The organism is Yokenella regensburgei, from assembly GCF_051486985.1.
GTDB lineage: Bacteria > Pseudomonadota > Gammaproteobacteria > Enterobacterales > Enterobacteriaceae > CBFFRJ01.
In genome coordinates, this window is record NZ_JAHVDV010000035.1 from 16,393 (window position 1) to 33,132 (window position 16,740).

Below are 16,740 nucleotides of genomic sequence, written 5' to 3' on the forward strand. Positions count from 1 at the left end.
CGGATCCACGCCCTTATTAGTAGAGATTACTGGCGCTAAATTGGCCAGAGATTTTCAATGATCAGTTGCACGCTGCGGTTGCCGCGAAACTCGTTCACGTCCAGTTTGTAAGCGGCTGTCACCTGTCGCACACCATTATCCGGCCAACAGGTGGTATCGACATTAAAAGCAATGCCATCAAGCAGTGGCCCACCGCCAACCGGCTCCAGCATCACTTTCAGATGGCGCTCGCCCACCAGCCGTTGTTGCAGAATACGAAATTCACCGTCGAAGGTCGGTTCGGGGAACATCTGACCCCACGGACCCGCCTCACGCAGCATCTCGGCTATCTCCAGCGTCATCTCCTGGGGTGCCAGCGGGCCGTCAGAGAGAATTTCACCCTGAAGCAACGATGGATCCAGCCACTCGGTGACCAGTTCACCAAAACAGCGCTGGAACTCTTCAAAACGCGATGTTTCCAGCGACAGGCCCGCCGCCATCGCATGACCACCAAACTTGATCATCAGGCCAGGGTAAAGGGTATCCAGACGCTCCAGCGCGTCCCGCATGTGCAAGCCCTGAATGGAGCGCCCTGACCCCTTTAGAGTGCCTTCACCGGCTGGCGCAAAGGCAATGACCGGGCGGTGAAAACGCTCTTTAATACGTGAGGCCAGAATACCCACCACGCCCTGGTGCCAGTCGGGATGGTACATCGCCAGGCCACCCGGCAGCGTGTCACGACTGCGCTCAAGTTTTTCACAAAGCATCAGCGCTTCCGCCTGCATCCCCTGCTCAATCTCTTTGCGGGTCTGGTTGAGGGCATCCAGTTCGCTTGCCAGCACGCGAGCTTCCCCGAGGTTTTCACTTAACAGCAGGGCTACGCCGACGGACATGTCATCCAGTCGCCCGGCGGCGTTCAGGCGCGGCCCCAGCGCAAAGCCTAAATCGCTGGCCGCCAGCTTTTGCGCATCGCGATTGGCAATTTCCAGCAGGGCTTTAATACCGGGGCGGCATTTTCCTGCACGGATGCGACTCAGGCCCTGCCAGGTGAGAATGCGGTTATTGGCATCGAGTGGCACCACATCGGCCACGGTACCGAGCGCTACCAGATCGAGCAGTTCGGCCAGGTTTGGAATTGCGATACCCCGGCTTTCAAACCAGCCGTTGTCGCGCAAAAAGGTACGAAGCGCCAGCATCAGATAAAACGCCACGCCCACCCCCGCCAGCGATTTCGACGGGAAATCACACTCGCGCAGGTTGGGGTTAATAATGGCCTCCGCCTCCGGCAGGGTGTCGCCTGGCAAGTGGTGATCGGTAACCAGCACCGGGATCCCCAGTTGATGGGCGCGATCAACACCCGCATGAGAGGAGATGCCGTTATCAACGGTTAGAATGAATTGCGCGCCGCGGGCATGGGCCTGATCCACCACTTCCGGGCTCAGGCCATAACCATCTTCAAAGCGGTTCGGCACCAGATAAGCGATGTTCTCGCCGCCCAGCGCACGTAACGCCAGTACGCTGAGCGCGGTGCTGGTCGCACCATCTGCGTCAAAATCCCCGACCACCATAATGCGCAGACCTTCACGCAGGGCGTTGTAGAGAACCTCAACGGCTTTGTCTATCCCGTGCAGGCGCTGCCAGGGCAGCATACCTTTTACGCTCCGCTCCAGATCGCTTGCCTGACATACGCCGCGACTGGCATATAAACGACGTAATAACGGGTGCAAATCCGCCGGAAGCGCCGTGGTATCATTCGCTTCGCGGCGGCGAAGATGTATTTCAGATTTCACTGGCGTTATTTACCGCTGGTCTGTTTCTGATGCTCATCGAGGAAGGCTTTAAGCTCTTTCGGCCCCTGGTAACCCGGTACGACATAGCCGTTACTTAACACCATCGCCGGCGTACCGTTTACGCCAAACTGCACGCCCAGCGCGTAATGGTCGGCAATGTCCACATCGCAGCTGGCCGGTTTTACCCCTTTGCCGCCCATTGCGTCATCGAAAGCTTTGTTGCGATCTTTAGCGCACCAGATGGCTTTCATATCCTGCTCAGCCTGGCTTTCCAGCCCCTGGCGCGGGAAGGCCAGGTAACGCACGGTGATCCCCAGCGCGTTATAGTCGGCCATCTCTTCATGCAGTTTGTGGCAATAGCCACAGGTGATGTCGGTGAAGACGGTGATAACGTGTTTTTCCTGCGGCGCTTTATAAACAATCATCTCTTTTTCGAGCGCGTTAAGATGCGTCATCAGCAGCTTGTTGGTCACGTTGACCGGCTGCGCGCCGCTCACGTCATACATCGGCCCCTGGATGATGTGTTTACCATCTTCAGTGACGTAAAGCACACCGCCGTTGGTAAGCACCGTTTTCAGCCCCGCCACTGGCGCGGGCTGAATATCTGAGCTCTGCACGCCCAGTTTTGCCAGTGACGCTTTGATTGCTGCATCATCAGCATGTGCAACCCCGGTCAGCGCGGCGGCCATCAGGGTCAATGCGATAAAACCTTTTTTCATAACAAATCCTTAGTAACCAGCCATCAGGCCCGAGGGTGATGCTGTTGATGAAGCTGTCGCAGTCGCTCTGTCGCAACGTGCGTATAAATCTGGGTGGTGGAGAGATCGCTGTGGCCAAGTAACATCTGTACCACACGTAAGTCTGCACCGTGATTGAGTAAATGCGTAGCGAACGCATGACGCAAAACGTGCGGTGAGAGCTTTTCGCTGTCAATACCCGCCAGTTGCGCATAATACTTAATGCGATGCCAGAAAGTTTGCCGCGTCATCTGCTGCGCGCGCTGGCTCGGAAACAGAACATCATTTGAGACCCCGTTGAGCAGCCAGGGGCGGCCGTGCTGGAGCCAGGTTTCAACCCAGTACACCGCCTCTTCGCCCAACGGCACCAGCCGCTCTTTGTTCCCTTTGCCGATCACGCGTACCACGCCCTGACGCAGGCTGATGTCACTCATGGTCAGCCCCACCAGTTCAGAAACACGCAAACCGGTGGCGTAAAGCACTTCCAGCATGGCTTTATCGCGTAACTCCAGTGGTTGGTCAATGGCTGGCGATGCTAACAAGCGATCAACCTGCGCTTCACTCAGATCCTTCGGAAGACGCTGGGGCAGTTTCGGTGATGCCAGCAGCGCGCTGGGATCGTCCTGACGAAATTTCTCCCGATATAAATGCTGGAAGAAACGACGCATCGCACTCAGCAAGCGCGCCGAGCTGGTCGCTTTGTAGCCTCCTGCCATTCTTTCAGCAAGTAATGCTTGTAAATCCTCTGCTTGCGCGTCTTGCAGACTCAGTTCACGATGATGCAGCCACTCGACCAGCCCCTGAAGATCGCGACGATATGCGCTGAGCGTATTTTCTGAGAGATTACGCTCAAGCCAGAGGGCATCAAGAAACTGTTCGATGCGTGCGAGATCCTCTTCCATCCCAACCTCTCCTTCATTCGTGTCGTTGCATTATGCCTGATTGCCACCTGATTCTGGTACACTGCTGGCAAAGACACATCCAGAATTGAGACGTTTACGTTATGAACATCGGTCTGTTTTATGGCTCCAGTACCTGCTATACCGAGATGGCGGCAGAGAAAATCCGCGACATCATTGGCCCAGAACTGGTGACCTTACACAACCTTAAAGATGACGGTCCTGAGCTGATGGAGCAGTATGACGCGTTAATCCTCGGCATTCCGACCTGGGATTTTGGCGAGCTGCAGGAAGACTGGGAAGCCATCTGGGACAAGCTCGATACCCTTAAACTGGAGGGTAAAATTATTGCGCTTTACGGTATGGGTGACCAGCTTGGATACGGGGAATGGTTCCTGGACGCGCTGGGCATGCTCCATGACAAACTGGCGCCACGCGGGGCAAAATTTGTCGGTTACTGGCCAACCGAGGGCTATGAGTTTACCAGTGCCAAGCCCGTCATTGCCGACGGTCAGCTTTTTGTTGGCCTGGCACTAGATGAAACTAATCAGTACGATCTCAGTGATGAGCGCCTGCAAAGCTGGTGCGAACAAATCCTGCTGGAGATGGCTGAACAGTTCGCCTGATGAAGGCTGTTAGTTCTGTCCCTGCGCCGACTGTTGCGAAATCATTCGGCGCAGATCGCGCCACTCCTGCGCATCCATACTGTCCGCTGCGAGCCATAAATGCTGCCGACGCCTCTCTTTACTTCCCCGCAAACGCACCATCATCCCGGTACTCAGCATCCAGGGCGTGCCGACAATCTCCCACTCCATACCCTGCCAGCGCAGACGGGAATCCATTAGCAGTTTAATTTCACCCTGACAGGCATTGATTCGGCGCTGACTTCGCACGCAGTCAAACACCACCAGCGACAGTAACAACAGCCAGAGTGGCGTGTAACTTAATGGCCAGGGGACCAGCAATACAAAGGCCGCCATCAGACCATGAAGGAGTAAGGAAAGCCATTGTGAGCGCCATGAGACGCGTAAATCAGATTGCCACAGGACCACGTTCCCGATTCCGTGTTTGAATTAACTGTACCATCCGTTGCAACTCGCTATCCTGCGGTTTGCCGTGATTCATAAGCCAATTAAATAAGTCTGGATCATCACTTTCGAGAAGACGTACAAAAACGCGCTTATCGTCGTCGCTTAGCGAATCATATTCATGCTCAAAAAAAGGCATGATAGAAATATCAAGTTCACGCATTCCGCGTCGGCATGCCCAGTGAATACGGGCTTTGTTGTTAATATCCATTTCTGATTCCTGCATAGCCGCGATGGGAATCCATTGTAACGTGTTTTTAATCATCCATTAGCGGAATATTTTGATTTACGAGGAGACTTCCGGAATAAGTCTTAGAGTTGTAAACCATTACCTCTTTTTACGTGGCACCTCGCAACGCGTTATTAGCGCACAAATCGCCTGTTTTTATCGCTTGCAATGATGGATGGCTCTTTTACCATTATGTGATGACACCGCGTCAGGCTAATCAGGATACTATTTATGGCTTTTACTCCGTTTCCTCCGCGTCAGCCGACCGCCTCTGCGCGTTTGCCGCTGACACTCATGACCCTTGATGACTGGTCCTTAGGCTCCATTACGGGTGCGGACAGTGAAAAATACCTGCAAGGGCAGGTAACCGCTGATGTGGCGGCTCTGGCTGAAGATCAGCATCTGCTGGCCGCGCACTGTGATGCGAAGGGCAAGATGTGGAGCAACCTGCGCCTGTTCCGTAAAGAAGACGGGTTTAACTGGATTTTGCGCCGGAGCATAGCAAGCGACCAACTGACCCAGTTAAAGAAATATGCTGTCTTCTCGAAGGTCGTCATCGCCCTTGATGATGAAAAAGTCCTGCTCGGCGTGGCCGGTTTTCAGGCACGGGCCGCTCTGGCAAATCTGTTCACACAGTTGCCGGATGCGGAAAAACAAGTCATTCGCGAAGGCGAGACCACCCTGCTTTGGTTTGCACATCCGGCTGAGCGTTTTCTGCTGGTTACCGATACCGCCACGGCTGAGCGCGTGACCGACGCGTTGCGCGGTGAAGCACAACTTAACAACAGCCAGCAATGGCTGGCGATGAACATTGAAGCCGGGCAACCCGTAATTGACGCCGCCAACAGCGCGCAGTTCATTCCACAGGCAACGAATATTCAGGCGCTGGGCGGCATTAGTTTTAAAAAGGGCTGCTACACCGGTCAGGAGATGGTCGCCAGAGCGAAATTCCGTGGTGCCAACAAGCGTGCGCTGTGGTATCTCGCGGGCAATGCCAGTCGCGTGCCCGACGCCGGGGAGGACCTGGAGATGAAAATGGGTGAGAACTGGCGACGTACCGGTACGGTGCTGGCAGCGGTACAGCTGGATGATGGGCGCGTTCTGGTGCAGGTGGTGATGAATAACGACATGGAGCCCGACAGCGTGTTCCGCGTGCGTGATGACGCCAACACCCTTGCTATCGAGCCACTGCCCTATTCACTGGACGAGTAAGTTTAGCTGCCGGGCGACGGCTTCGCCCTGCCCGGCCATCTTGCTTAAACCTGCCCCACGTACAGATATATCGCCAGAAAGTGGCACACGCAGCCTCCCAGCACAAAGCCATGCCAGATAGCATGATTATAGGGAATGCGTTTACAGACGTAGAAAATCACGCCCAGCGAATAGACCACACCGCCCAGGGCCAGCAGCGTGACTCCGCCAACAGAAAGTCGGGTTGCCAGCTCATAAATCACTATCAATGACAGCCAGCCCATCGCCAGATAGGTGACAAGCGACAGGACCTTGAAGCGATGCGCGATGGTCAGTTTAAACAGGATCCCAAGCAGGGCCATGCTCCAGATCACGACCATCAGTCCACGTGCTAACGGCGAATCCAGGCCAACAAGCAGAAAAGGGGTGTAGGTTCCGGCAATCAGTAAGTAAATGGCACAGTGGTCGAATTTTTTCAGCCACCCTTTCGCCCTTTGATGGGGAATGGCGTGATAAAGCGTTGAGGCCAGAAACAGCAAAATCATGCTGCCACCATAGAGACTGTAACTGGTGATCGCCAGCGTACTGGCATTGCTGTCTACCGCCTGCACCAGCAAAAGCACCAGTCCGACAATCCCAAACACCAGCCCGATGCCATGACTGATGCTGTTGGCTATTTCCTCAGCCAGTGTATATCCCTGCGCGATAAGTGGTTTATCCACCATGATTGACTCCGGGAAAACGCGAATGAAACATTGCGTCTATAGAGTAACTGAGAATGGTTTCAGTGCACACCTGTTCGCTTAAATAATTTTCATAAAAATACAAACCTTTTAAAATCAATATTTTATATTTGCAAATTAAACTTACACATGTAATTTATTTCAAAGGCATTCAAAATCAATGACATAAAAATTATTCTGCCCGGGGTAAATCTCACTAATCACCTGTTTAAGCTCTGCAAGTGTCATATTCTCTTGTTCAGCATGCTGCAGGGTGAGGGTATCAAGGGTGACAGAAGAGACCGCATTCACCCGGATAGTGCAAAAATAGACATTGTCTTCATAGCGCCCTACCCGCAGAACCTCTCCCACCTTAAAATGTGATTCCGTTTCATCACGAATCGTAATGGTTTTGCGTCCGGCCAGTATGTCGCGCTCAAAGCGTGTAAAAAAGGTAATGTCGTTCGACTGCATGGTATTATTCCCTGATGAGAAATCTGATAAGTGAGTACCAGACACCGTGAGTATGTTCTCCCACGCCGCCATTGCCAGTCTCAACAATCTTGAGATGATGGTCTACAACTATGTCGTCAAAAACCGTGACAAAGTGATGTACATGACTATCCGTGAACTGGCCGACGGCGCAGGCGTCTCCACCACCACGGTGCTGCGCTTCTGCCGCAAACTGCACTGCGAAGGTTATTCCGAATTTCGCGTGCGCTTTAAATTATATTTAGAGCAGAATGAACCTCAGCAACCTAATTTCGGCGCAAGCGAAATTATTAGTTTTTTTAAAAGCGTCAATAACGATGATTTTGATATTCTTTTGGATAAGGCCGTTGAAATAATATTATCATCAGAACGCATTATATTTGTTGGTGCAGGGACTTCCGGTGCGCTGGCTAAATATGGCGCGCGATTTTTTTCAAATATTGGAAAGTTTAGCAACCATATTGATGACCCTTATTTTCCGGTCACTAATGATATGGCAAGAAATGCGCTGGCTATTGTGCTTTCCGTCTCTGGCGAAACGGAAGAGATCCTGCGTTTCGCCAGCCAGTTCAGCCTTCACCACTGCAAAGTGTTGTCGATAACCAGCCACGAACACTCCCGTCTGGCGAAGCTCGCCGACTTCAATCTCTCCTGGCATGTCCCCCAAACCCGCATTGCCGGGGTGTATGATATTACGACTCAGATCCCGGTCATTTATATTCTTGAATCTCTTGGCCGCAAACTGGCGAGAAAAATAGCATAAAAAAACATGCTGTTTTTTTGATGTAACAAATTACCGCTGCGGTAATTTGTTATATCGTGACATTTTTATTCCCTTTGTTAGACTCGAGCGCAGAAATTAATTAAGCGGGACGAGCGATAATGAAAAAACTAACCTTACCAAAAGATTTTTTATGGGGCGGCGCGGTTGCTGCGCATCAGGTTGAAGGCGGCTGGGATAAAGGCGGTAAAGGCCCGAGTATCTGTGATGTACTGACCGGTGGCGCACACGGCGTACCGCGTGAAATTACTCAGGACGTCATCGAAGGGAAATACTATCCGAACCACGAAGCCGTCGACTTCTACAGCCACTACAAAGAAGACATCAAACTCTTCGCTGAGATGGGCTTCAAATGCTTCCGTACCTCCATCGCCTGGACCCGCATCTTCCCGAAAGGGGATGAACTGCAGCCGAATGAAGAAGGTCTGAAATTCTATGATGATATGTTTGACGAGCTGCTCAAATATAACATCGAACCGGTTATCACCCTCTCACACTTCGAGATGCCACTGCATCTGGTGCAGGAGTACGGCGGCTGGACTAACCGTAAAGTCGTTGATTTCTTTGTTCGCTTCGCTGAAGTGGTCTTTGAACGTTATAAAACCAAGGTCAAATACTGGATGACCTTTAACGAGATCAACAACCAGCGTAACTGGCGCGCACCGCTGTTTGGCTACTGCTGTTCCGGCGTGGTCTATACCGACCATGAAAATCCGGAAGAGACCATGTACCAGGTGCTGCACCACCAGTTTGTGGCAAGCGCGCTGGCGGTGAAAATTGGCCACCGCATCAACCCGGAGATGCAGATTGGCTGCATGCTGGCGATGGTGCCGTTGTATCCGTTCTCCTGCAAACCAGAAGATGTGATGTTTGCTCAGGAATCCATGCGTCAACGCTACGTCTTCACCGACGTGCAGTTGCGTGGTTACTACCCTTCCTACGTGCTGAATGAGTGGGAACGCCGTGGCTTCAACATTCGGATGGAAGCCGGTGACGAGCAGGCTCTGCGCGAAGGCACCTGCGATTACCTGGGCTTCAGCTACTACATGACCAACGCAGTGAAAGCTGAAGGCGGTACCGGTGATGCTATCTCTGGCTTCCAGGGCAGCGTGCCGAACCCGCACGTGAAAGCCTCTGACTGGGGCTGGCAGATTGACCCGGTAGGCCTGCGTTACGCACTTTGCGAACTTTACGAGCGTTACCAGAAACCGCTGTTCATCGTAGAAAACGGTTTTGGCGCTTACGATAAAGTGGAAGAAGATGGCAGCATCAACGACGACTATCGTATCGATTACCTGCGTGCTCACGTTAAAGAGATGGTGGAAGCGGTCACTTATGACGGCGTAGAGCTGATGGGTTATACCCCGTGGGGCTGCATCGACTGCGTCTCCTTCACCACCGGTCAGTACAGCAAACGCTACGGCTTCATCTATGTGAACAAGCACGACGACGGCACCGGCGACATGTCCCGTTCCCGTAAGAAGAGCTTTGACTGGTATAAAACCGTGATCGCCAGCAACGGCGAGAGTATCTGACCGGGATTTCCTCATTGTGACCTTCACCCGACAGGTTGAGGGATCCCCATAAAAAATACGAGCACGGGCAGTCCCCTCTCCCCTCTGGGGAGAGGGTCAGGGTGAGGGGAAACATGCGGCTCTGAGGGCATTCCGTTCATCTTATGTTCCTTGCTTCTCTGTCACACCAGAACCCGTGAACGTGCCAGGGCGATAACTGTTTTATTCTCATTGCACATAGATATCGCTGCAAAATCTCATATTACTCACGATTTCTCAGCCCCTTCGGAGGAGAAACCCTTCGGCGCGGTACTGGCTCAACCGATTTCCCCCTCGTTCGTTTGCAAGAAGGCCGGAGTGAGGCACTGCCGCTTACTTCCCGCCCGCCAGTTCAATAAAGCTTCCCGTTACATAGGACGCTTTCTCGCTTAGTAGCCATACAATGGCCTGCGCCACCTCTTCCGGCTGGCCGCCGCGCTGCATCGGCAAAGAGGCTTTAACCCGATCCACTCGACCCGGTTCACCGCCGGATGCATGCATATCCGTATAGATAAATCCCGGACGCACACTGTTCACGCGAATGCCCTGTGCCGCCACTTCAAGCGAAAGCCCGGTGGTAAGCGTGTCCATCGCCCCTTTTGAAGCCGCATAGTCGACATACTCCCCCGGCGATCCCAGCCTGGCACCAGCTGAGGAGACGTTCACAATCGCGCCGCCCTGCCCGCCATGCTGGCGCGTCATGCGTTTGATGGCTTCGCGGCAGCAGAGAAAAGTGCCCGTCACGTTGGTCCGCAATACCTGGTTGATACGCTCTGCCGACAGTGCTTCCACACGACTTTGGGTAAACAGAATGCCGGCGTTGTTCACCAGTGCGGTAAGGGGCTCTCCCTCTTGATCAAGACGCTGAAACATTGCCACAACCTGCGCTTCATCGCCAATATCCGCCTGCACTACAAACGCCCTGCCCCCTGCAGCCACAATTGCGTCTGCCACCGACTGCGCAGCCTGTGCATTCTGTTGATAATTCACCGCCACCGTATAACCTTCAGCGCCAAGTTGTAATGCCGTTGCTTTGCCAATCCCCCGACTTGCGCCGGTCACCAGTGCAATTGCCACTTTTCATTCTCCCAATAAAAAAGCCGGGTGCAGCAAACACTGACCCGGCCAGAAGTATAGTGTGATTTATTTACTGATAGTCACTCATCGGCACGCAGGAGCAGAACAGATTGCGGTCGCCGTAGACGTCATCCAGACGCTTCACCGTCGGCCAGTACTTGTTTGCCACGCCCGCAGGGAAGACCGCCAGTTCTCGGCTATACGCATGGCTCCACTCCGCCGCCAGTTCGTTCTGGGTATGCGGCGCATTGACCAGTGGGTTGTCTGTCAGCGACCACTCCCCTGCTTTCACACGCTCAATCTCTGCGCGGATCGCCAGCATCGCGTCGATAAACCGATCCAGTTCAGCTTTGCCTTCTGATTCCGTCGGTTCAACCATCAGGGTGCCGGCAACCGGGAAGGACATGGTTGGCGCATGGAAGCCGTAGTCGATGAGGCGCTTGGCGATATCCAGTTCGCTGATACCGGTCTCCTCTTTCAGCGGACGAATGTCGAGAATACATTCGTGAGCCACATGCCCGTCACGCCCCGTATAAAGTACCGGGAAGGCTGCTTTCAGGCGGGCGGCAATGTAGTTGGCATTCAGAATGGCAACGGAACTGGCTTGTTTGAGCCCTTCAGCCCCCATCATGCGGATGTACATCCAGCTGATCGGCAGAATAGAGGCGCTGCCAAAGGGGGCCGCAGAGACCGCGCCCTGGCGGGTCAGCATACCTTCTATCTGTACCACGCTGTGTCCTGGAACGAACGGAGCAAGGTGAGCTTTCACCCCGATTGGCCCCATACCCGGACCGCCACCGCCGTGTGGAATGCAGAAGGTTTTATGCAGGTTAAGGTGGGAAACGTCTGCGCCGATAAAGTCCGGTGACGTGATCCCCACCTGCGCGTTCATGTTCGCGCCGTCAAGATAAACCTGACCGCCATACTGATGCACGATGTCGCACACTTCACGGATGGTCTCTTCGTACACACCGTGTGTTGAGGGGTAGGTCACCATAATGCAGGAGAGGTTTGCCCCGGTCTGTTCCGCTTTCGCACGCAGGTCGGCCAGATCGATGTTGCCGTTTTTGTCGCACGCGACCACCACAACCTGCATGCCCGCCATCTGAGCAGAGGCCGGGTTGGTGCCGTGGGCAGAACTCGGTATCAGACAGATATCACGGTGGCCTTCGTTACGGCTTTCATGGTAGTGACGGATCGCCAGCAGGCCCGCGTATTCCCCCTGCGCGCCGGAGTTAGGCTGCATACAGAGCGCATCGTACCCGGTCAGTTTTACCAGCCAGTCGGAGAGCTGGTTGATCATCTGGTGATAACCTTCCGCCTGTTCTGGCGGGCAGAAGGGATGTAATTCCGCAAATTCCGGCCAGGTGATGGGGATCATTTCCGCTGCGGCGTTCAGCTTCATGGTGCAGGAGCCCAGGGGGATCATCGCCTGGTTGAGCGCCAGATCTTTGCGCTCCAGAGCGTGCATATAACGCATCATTTCAGTTTCGCTGTGATAGCGATTGAATACCGGGTGGCTCAGGATGGCATCGTCACGCAGCATGGCGGCAGGCACCGAGCGGCTGTCATGAGCGACGTCTTTGTCCAGCACATCGATGTCCAGTCCGTTTGCATCGCCCAGTACCACCGCGAACAGCGCCTGAATATCGGCACGCGTGGTGGTTTCATCCAGGGTGATACCCACGGCGTTGATAGTATCGCTGCGCAGGTTGATCTCTGCGGCTTGTGCACGTGCCAGTACGGCGGCTTTATCCGCCACCTCCACACACAGGGTGTCGAAGTAGTGAGCATGACGCAGCTTCAGCCCTTTTTGCTGCAGACCTGTCGCCAGAATGTCGGTGAGACGGTGGATACGACCGGCGATTCGCTTCAGGCCAATCGGGCCATGATAAACCGCATAGAGGCTGGCGATATTGGCCAGCAGCACCTGTGAAGTACAGATGTTGGAGTTCGCTTTTTCGCGACGGATATGCTGCTCGCGGGTTTGCATCGCCATGCGTAGCGCCGTATTACCCGCCGCATCTTTCGAGACACCGATGATACGGCCTGGCATCGAGCGTTTGAATTCATCTTTTGCCGCAAAGAAGGCCGCATGCGGGCCACCGTAGCCCATCGGCACGCCAAAGCGCTGTGCGGAGCCGAAGACGATATCGGCACCCTGTTTACCCGGCGCCGTTAACAGCACCAGCGCCATAATGTCGGCCGCCACGCTCACGACCACTTTGCGGGCTTTCAGTTCGGCAATCAGCGCGCTGTAGTCATGCACTTCCCCGGTGGTCCCCACCTGTTGCAGCAGCACGCCGAAGACATCCTGGTGATCCAGCACTTTGTTCGCCTCATCAACGATGACGTCAAAGCCAAAGGTTTCAGCGCGGGTGCGTACCACATCCAGGGTTTGCGGGTGAACATCGGCGGCAACGAAGAAGCGGGTGGCCCCCTTAAGCTTACTGACGCGTTTGGCCATCGCCATTGCTTCAGCAGCCGCAGTGGCTTCGTCCAGCAGTGAGGCAGAGGCGATATCCAGCCCGGTTAAATCTAAAGTCACCTGCTGGAAATTAAGCAGTGCTTCCAGACGACCTTGAGACACTTCCGGCTGATAAGGCGTATAGGCGGTATACCAGCCGGGATTCTCCAGCATATTGCGCAGGATAACCGGCGGTAACTGCACGGCGGTGTAGCCCATGCCAATATAAGACTTAAAGCGCTTGTTGCGACCGGCAATCGCTTTCAGCTCCGCAAGCGCCGCGAACTCGGTAGCGGCCTCTCCCACCTGTGGCGGCGTGGCAAGCTGGATGTCTTTCGGGACAATCTGGCCAATCAGATCCTGTAATGAATCCGCACCAATGGTGTTCAGCATCTCCTGCTGCTGCTGAGCATCCGGCCCGATGTGACGTTCAATAAAAGCGCCACGGTTTTCAAGCTGGCTTAAAGTCTGTGTCATGAGCGATGGTTCCTGAAACGTGCAGTGAATTAAGTGTTCCCTCGCCCTTTGGCAGAGGGTTAGGGTGAGGGGAAGGTTGGCACCTCACCCGGCCCTCTCCCAAAGGGAGAGGGCGAAAAGCGATTACTCGTCTTCTAACAGTGCGGCGTAGGCGGTTGCATCCAGCAGCGCATCAACTTCCGTTTCGTCACTGGCTTTGATTTTGAAAATCCAGCCTTCGCCATACGGCTCGCTATTCACCAGCTCCGGAGAATCACTCAGCGCATCGTTTACTGCAACAATCTCACCGCTTACTGGCGCATAGATGTCAGAGGCGGCTTTTACCGATTCGGCAACAGCACAGTCGTCGCCCGCGGCAACGGTCGCGCCCACTTCAGGCAGGTCGACAAACACCATATCGCCCAGTAACTCCTGCGCGTGCTCGGTAATACCGACGGTATAAGAACCGTCCGCTTCTTTGCGCAGCCACTCATGCTCTTTGCTGTATTTCAGTTCTGCAGGTACGTTGCTCATCACAAAATCTCCAAATAAGAATGAATCACGCGACGGCTTTGCCAGCGCGTACAAAAACAGGTTTGGTCACTTTGACAGGCATTTCACGGTTACGGATCTGGACGATGGCCGTATCACCAATCCCCGCCGGCACGCGCGCCAGTGCAATACTGTAGCCAAGGGTTGGCGAGAAGGTTCCGCTGGTTATCACACCTTCCTGCGCGTTACCGTGTACATCGGTAAAACGCACCGGGAGTTCGTTGCGCAGCACCCCTTTTTCGGTCATCACCAGGCCGACCAGCTGTTCGGTGCCCTTCTCGCGTTGGGCTTCAAGCGCTTCACGTCCGATAAAGTCACGCCCGGCTGGTTCCCATGCGATGGTCCAGCCCATATTGGCTGCCAGCGGTGAAACGCCTTCATCCATCTCCTGGCCGTACAGATTCATGCCCGCCTCCAGACGCAGTGTGTCGCGAGCCCCCAGACCACATGGCCTGACGCCAGCGGCAACCAGCGCCTGCCAGAAATCTGCGGCTTTCTCATTCGGCAGCGCAATTTCATAACCCGCTTCACCGGTATAGCCCGTGGTGGCAATAAACAGATCGCCGGTTTCAACGCCAAAGAAGGGCTTCATGCCTTCAACGGCGTGTCGCTGCTCGTCGCTGAACAGCGTGGCAGCTTTGGCCTGCGCATTTGGCCCCTGAACGGCAATCAGCGACAGATCATCACGGACGGTAAGGTCGATGGCAAAAGGTTCGGCGTGTTGGGTTATCCAGGAGAGATCTTTTTCGCGGGTGGCGGAGTTTACAACGAGGCGGAAATAATCTTCGGTAAAGTAATAAACGATGAGGTCATCAATAACGCCACCTGAGGCATTTAGCATTCCGCTGTAGAGCGCTTTGCCAGGTTGGGTAAGTTTTGCGACGTCGTTGGCCAACAGATAACGCAGGAATTCGCGGGTGCGGCTGCCCCGAAGATCGACAATTGTCATGTGCGAGACATCGAACATACCGGCATCGGTTCGCACCGTGTGGTGCTCATCTATCTGCGAACCATAATGCAGTGGCATCATCCAGCCGTGGAAATCCACCATGCGGGCGCCGCACAGCGTATGTTGTTCATATAAAGGTGTCTGCTGAGCCATCTTTTCCTCGTCGAATAAGCGGGGCTATAACGTTGTCCCGGGGCGAAAAAATCACCGCACGAGAGCGCATCAACACCACTTCAGGTTGCCGACGCAAACGTTCACTTTTGCCTGAACTTATCACCGAAAGCGGCGCTTAACCATAAGAGAAAATGGGTCATCAGATTAGCTTATGACCATTTTCGCCAGGAGCATCGACAGAATATTATTCCGTTAAAACAGGAATCATGAAGAATTAAGAAAGTCTGTCAGACTCGAAACCGCCAATAGGCAGTTGTTAGCGCTTTAAAAACGATATTTTTCCCGAATCCGAAAAAACAAGACATGAGAATATCTAATCTGAAAAATGCGGTGAAATTAGAATTTTTCAAATGAGGCGGTGGGTTCCCTTTCCGTTACCGGAAAGGGAAATGTGACGGAGTTAACGTAACCACTCCGGGAGATCGTTTAAGCCCATTGCCTGGCGCAACAGCTGCGGTTTAACACCCGGAAGCGTGTCGGCCATTTTGAGGCCGATATCGCGCAGCAACTTCTTCGCCGGATGGGTGCCGGTGAAAAGCTCACGAAAACCCTGCATTCCTGCGAGCATTACCGCCGCGCTGTGCTTGCGGCTACGCTCATAGCGACGCAGATACATATGCTGACCAATGTCTTTCCCCTGGCTATGCAAACGGCGCAACTCGGTAATCAGCTCCGCTGCATCCATGAAGCCAAGATTTACCCCCTGACCGGCAAGAGGATGAATGGTGTGAGCAGCATCGCCCACCAGCGCGAAGCGGTGACCGGCAAACTGGCGCGCGTAGCGACCGGTCAGCGGGTAAATCTGCCGCTCGCTCTCAACGCGGCACAACCCCAGACGATTATCAAATGCAACGCAAAGCGCCTGGTTAAACTCATCATCACTGAGCTTCTGCAGCCTGTCAGCCTGTTCGGGGGGAAGAGACCAGACAATCGAGCAGAGATGCGGGTCCGCCAGCGGCAAAAAAGCAAGAATACTTTTATCATGGAAGACCTGACGCGCCACCCCTTCATGAGATTCTACGGTGCGGATGGTCGCGACCATCGCGTGGTGGCCATAATCCCAGAAGGTGAGTGGAATGTCCGCTTTGTTGCGCAGCCAGGAGTTCGCGCCATCAGCGCCAACCACCAGACGAGCAGTAAGCATATTGCCGTCCTGAAGCGTGATAAAGGCTTCATTCTCGCCCCACGCTACCTGCTGCAATGCCGCCGGAACCGTCAGCGTGACGTCAGAACACTGCTGCGCCTTCTCCCAGAGTGCCTGCTGAATAATGCCGTTCTCGACGATATGCCCGAGATGACTGTAGCCCAGACTCGCATCGTCAAACGCAATACGCCCGAAGCTGTCTTTGTCCCACACTTCCATGCCGTGATAGCAGCTCACCCGACGAGCGGTAATAGCTGACCAGACACCCAGACGGGAGAGGAGTTTTTCACTGGCAGCGTTAATGGCTGACACGCGAAGCTGTGGCGCGTCTTCATCATGAACCGGCACGGGCGCCTGCTGCTCCAGTACGGCTACGCGCAGACCACTCCCCTGCAACCCACACGCCAGCGCCAGCCCGACCATGCCGCCGCCAACAATTGCCACATCAACACTTTGCACA

The 16,740-nt window shown here is 54.3% G+C and carries 16 protein-coding genes; 4 read left to right on the plus strand and 12 right to left on the minus strand.

All coding sequences use genetic code 11. The features are described 5' to 3' along the window. Positions 1-35: 35 nt before the first annotated feature. From recJ to xerD, 3 genes are read right to left on the minus strand one after another with little or no spacing between them, the layout of a single operon-like run. A complete protein-coding gene (recJ, locus tag KXR87_RS19880; RefSeq protein WP_437433941.1) occupies positions 36-1,769 on the minus strand; it encodes a single-stranded-DNA-specific exonuclease RecJ in 1,734 nt (577 codons plus the stop codon). Between the two features lie 5 nt (positions 1,770-1,774). Further along, positions 1,775-2,488 (minus strand): bifunctional protein-disulfide isomerase/oxidoreductase DsbC, encoded by a 714-nt coding sequence (gene dsbC, locus KXR87_RS19885; protein WP_437433942.1) that lies wholly within the window; start codon positions 2,486-2,488, stop codon positions 1,775-1,777. A 23-nt stretch (positions 2,489-2,511) separates the two neighbouring features. Then, positions 2,512-3,408 carry a site-specific tyrosine recombinase XerD gene (gene xerD, locus KXR87_RS19890; RefSeq protein WP_437433943.1) on the minus strand — a complete coding sequence of 299 codons (897 nt, stop codon included), beginning with the start codon at positions 3,406-3,408 and terminating at the stop codon, positions 2,512-2,514. A gap of 101 nt (positions 3,409-3,509) precedes the next feature. Between xerD and fldB the strand changes: the two genes are divergently transcribed. Further along, positions 3,510-4,031, plus strand: coding sequence for a flavodoxin FldB (gene fldB / locus KXR87_RS19895; protein WP_437433944.1), 522 nt, complete (start codon positions 3,510-3,512; stop codon positions 4,029-4,031). 9 nt (positions 4,032-4,040) lie between these two features. On the opposite strand, the gene KXR87_RS19900 is transcribed toward fldB, so the two are convergent. Continuing rightward, complete coding sequence (locus KXR87_RS19900) at positions 4,041-4,457, minus strand: protein YgfX (RefSeq protein WP_437433945.1); 417 nt, start codon at positions 4,455-4,457, stop codon at positions 4,041-4,043. Beyond that, positions 4,438-4,704, minus strand: a complete 267-nt coding sequence (gene sdhE, locus KXR87_RS19905) for an FAD assembly factor SdhE (protein ID WP_437433946.1) — start codon at positions 4,702-4,704, stop codon at positions 4,438-4,440. The genes KXR87_RS19900 and sdhE overlap by 20 nt, the downstream gene beginning before the upstream one ends. A 249-nt stretch (positions 4,705-4,953) precedes the next feature. Between sdhE and ygfZ the strand changes: the two genes are divergently transcribed. After that, the gene (gene ygfZ, locus KXR87_RS19910) at positions 4,954-5,934 is read left to right on the plus strand and encodes a tRNA-modifying protein YgfZ (RefSeq protein ID WP_437433947.1); all 981 of its coding nucleotides are present in this window, start codon (positions 4,954-4,956) and stop codon (positions 5,932-5,934) included. Positions 5,935-5,978: 44 nt separating this feature from the next. On the opposite strand, the gene trhA is transcribed toward ygfZ, so the two are convergent. Beyond that, a complete protein-coding gene (gene trhA / locus KXR87_RS19915; RefSeq protein WP_437433948.1) occupies positions 5,979-6,638 on the minus strand; it encodes a PAQR family membrane homeostasis protein TrhA in 660 nt (219 codons plus the stop codon). Between the two features lie 159 nt (positions 6,639-6,797). Beyond that, positions 6,798-7,109 carry a N(4)-acetylcytidine aminohydrolase gene (gene yqfB, locus KXR87_RS19920; RefSeq protein ID WP_437433949.1) on the minus strand — a complete coding sequence of 104 codons (312 nt, stop codon included), beginning with the start codon at positions 7,107-7,109 and terminating at the stop codon, positions 6,798-6,800. 52 nt (positions 7,110-7,161) lie between these two features. Between yqfB and KXR87_RS19925 the strand changes: the two genes are divergently transcribed. Next, complete coding sequence (locus tag KXR87_RS19925) at positions 7,162-7,890, plus strand: MurR/RpiR family transcriptional regulator (RefSeq protein WP_437433981.1); 729 nt, start codon at positions 7,162-7,164, stop codon at positions 7,888-7,890. A 119-nt stretch (positions 7,891-8,009) separates the two neighbouring features. Continuing rightward, entirely contained in the window at positions 8,010-9,443 is a 1,434-nt protein-coding gene (locus KXR87_RS19930; RefSeq protein ID WP_437433950.1) for a 6-phospho-beta-glucosidase, read from the plus strand. 351 nt (positions 9,444-9,794) lie between these two features. Here the strand turns inward: KXR87_RS19930 and KXR87_RS19935 are convergent, their stop codons facing one another. From KXR87_RS19935 to ubiI, 5 genes are all read right to left on the minus strand, one after another. Next, positions 9,795-10,538, minus strand: coding sequence for an SDR family oxidoreductase (locus tag KXR87_RS19935; RefSeq protein WP_437433951.1), 744 nt, complete (start codon positions 10,536-10,538; stop codon positions 9,795-9,797). Positions 10,539-10,608: 70 nt separating this feature from the next. After that, positions 10,609-13,482, minus strand: coding sequence for an aminomethyl-transferring glycine dehydrogenase (gene gcvP, locus KXR87_RS19940; RefSeq protein WP_437433952.1), 2,874 nt, complete (start codon positions 13,480-13,482; stop codon positions 10,609-10,611). A 123-nt stretch (positions 13,483-13,605) separates the two neighbouring features. Continuing rightward, entirely contained in the window at positions 13,606-13,995 is a 390-nt protein-coding gene (gcvH, locus tag KXR87_RS19945; protein ID WP_437433953.1) for a glycine cleavage system protein GcvH, read from the minus strand. A gap of 25 nt (positions 13,996-14,020) precedes the next feature. Further along, a complete protein-coding gene (gene gcvT, locus KXR87_RS19950; RefSeq protein ID WP_437433954.1) occupies positions 14,021-15,115 on the minus strand; it encodes a glycine cleavage system aminomethyltransferase GcvT in 1,095 nt (364 codons plus the stop codon). Between the two features lie 421 nt (positions 15,116-15,536). Beyond that, positions 15,537-16,739 (minus strand): FAD-dependent 2-octaprenylphenol hydroxylase, encoded by a 1,203-nt coding sequence (gene ubiI / locus KXR87_RS19955; RefSeq protein WP_437433955.1) that lies wholly within the window; start codon positions 16,737-16,739, stop codon positions 15,537-15,539. Position 16,740 lies beyond the last annotated feature (1 nt).

Excerpts from the sequence above, each read along its gene's own strand:
- fldB (WP_437433944.1), top strand. The coding sequence starts at position 3,510 with ATGAACATCGGTCTGTTTTATGGCTCCAGTACCTGCTATACCGAGATG.
- xerD (WP_437433943.1), bottom strand. The coding sequence starts at position 3,408 with ATGGAAGAGGATCTCGCACGCATCGAACAGTTTCTTGATGCCCTCTGG.
- gcvP (WP_437433952.1), bottom strand. The coding sequence starts at position 13,482 with ATGACACAGACTTTAAGCCAGCTTGAAAACCGTGGCGCTTTTATTGAA.
- sdhE (WP_437433946.1), bottom strand. The coding sequence starts at position 4,704 with ATGGATATTAACAACAAAGCCCGTATTCACTGGGCATGCCGACGCGGA.
- KXR87_RS19925 (WP_437433981.1), top strand. The coding sequence starts at position 7,162 with ATGTTCTCCCACGCCGCCATTGCCAGTCTCAACAATCTTGAGATGATG.
- yqfB (WP_437433949.1), bottom strand. The coding sequence starts at position 7,109 with ATGCAGTCGAACGACATTACCTTTTTTACACGCTTTGAGCGCGACATA.
- gcvT (WP_437433954.1), bottom strand. The coding sequence starts at position 15,115 with ATGGCTCAGCAGACACCTTTATATGAACAACATACGCTGTGCGGCGCC.
- dsbC (WP_437433942.1), bottom strand. The coding sequence starts at position 2,488 with ATGAAAAAAGGTTTTATCGCATTGACCCTGATGGCCGCCGCGCTGACC.
- gcvH (WP_437433953.1), bottom strand. The coding sequence starts at position 13,995 with ATGAGCAACGTACCTGCAGAACTGAAATACAGCAAAGAGCATGAGTGG.
- KXR87_RS19930 (WP_437433950.1), top strand. The coding sequence starts at position 8,010 with ATGAAAAAACTAACCTTACCAAAAGATTTTTTATGGGGCGGCGCGGTT.
- ygfZ (WP_437433947.1), top strand. The coding sequence starts at position 4,954 with ATGGCTTTTACTCCGTTTCCTCCGCGTCAGCCGACCGCCTCTGCGCGT.
- trhA (WP_437433948.1), bottom strand. The coding sequence starts at position 6,638 with ATGGTGGATAAACCACTTATCGCGCAGGGATATACACTGGCTGAGGAA.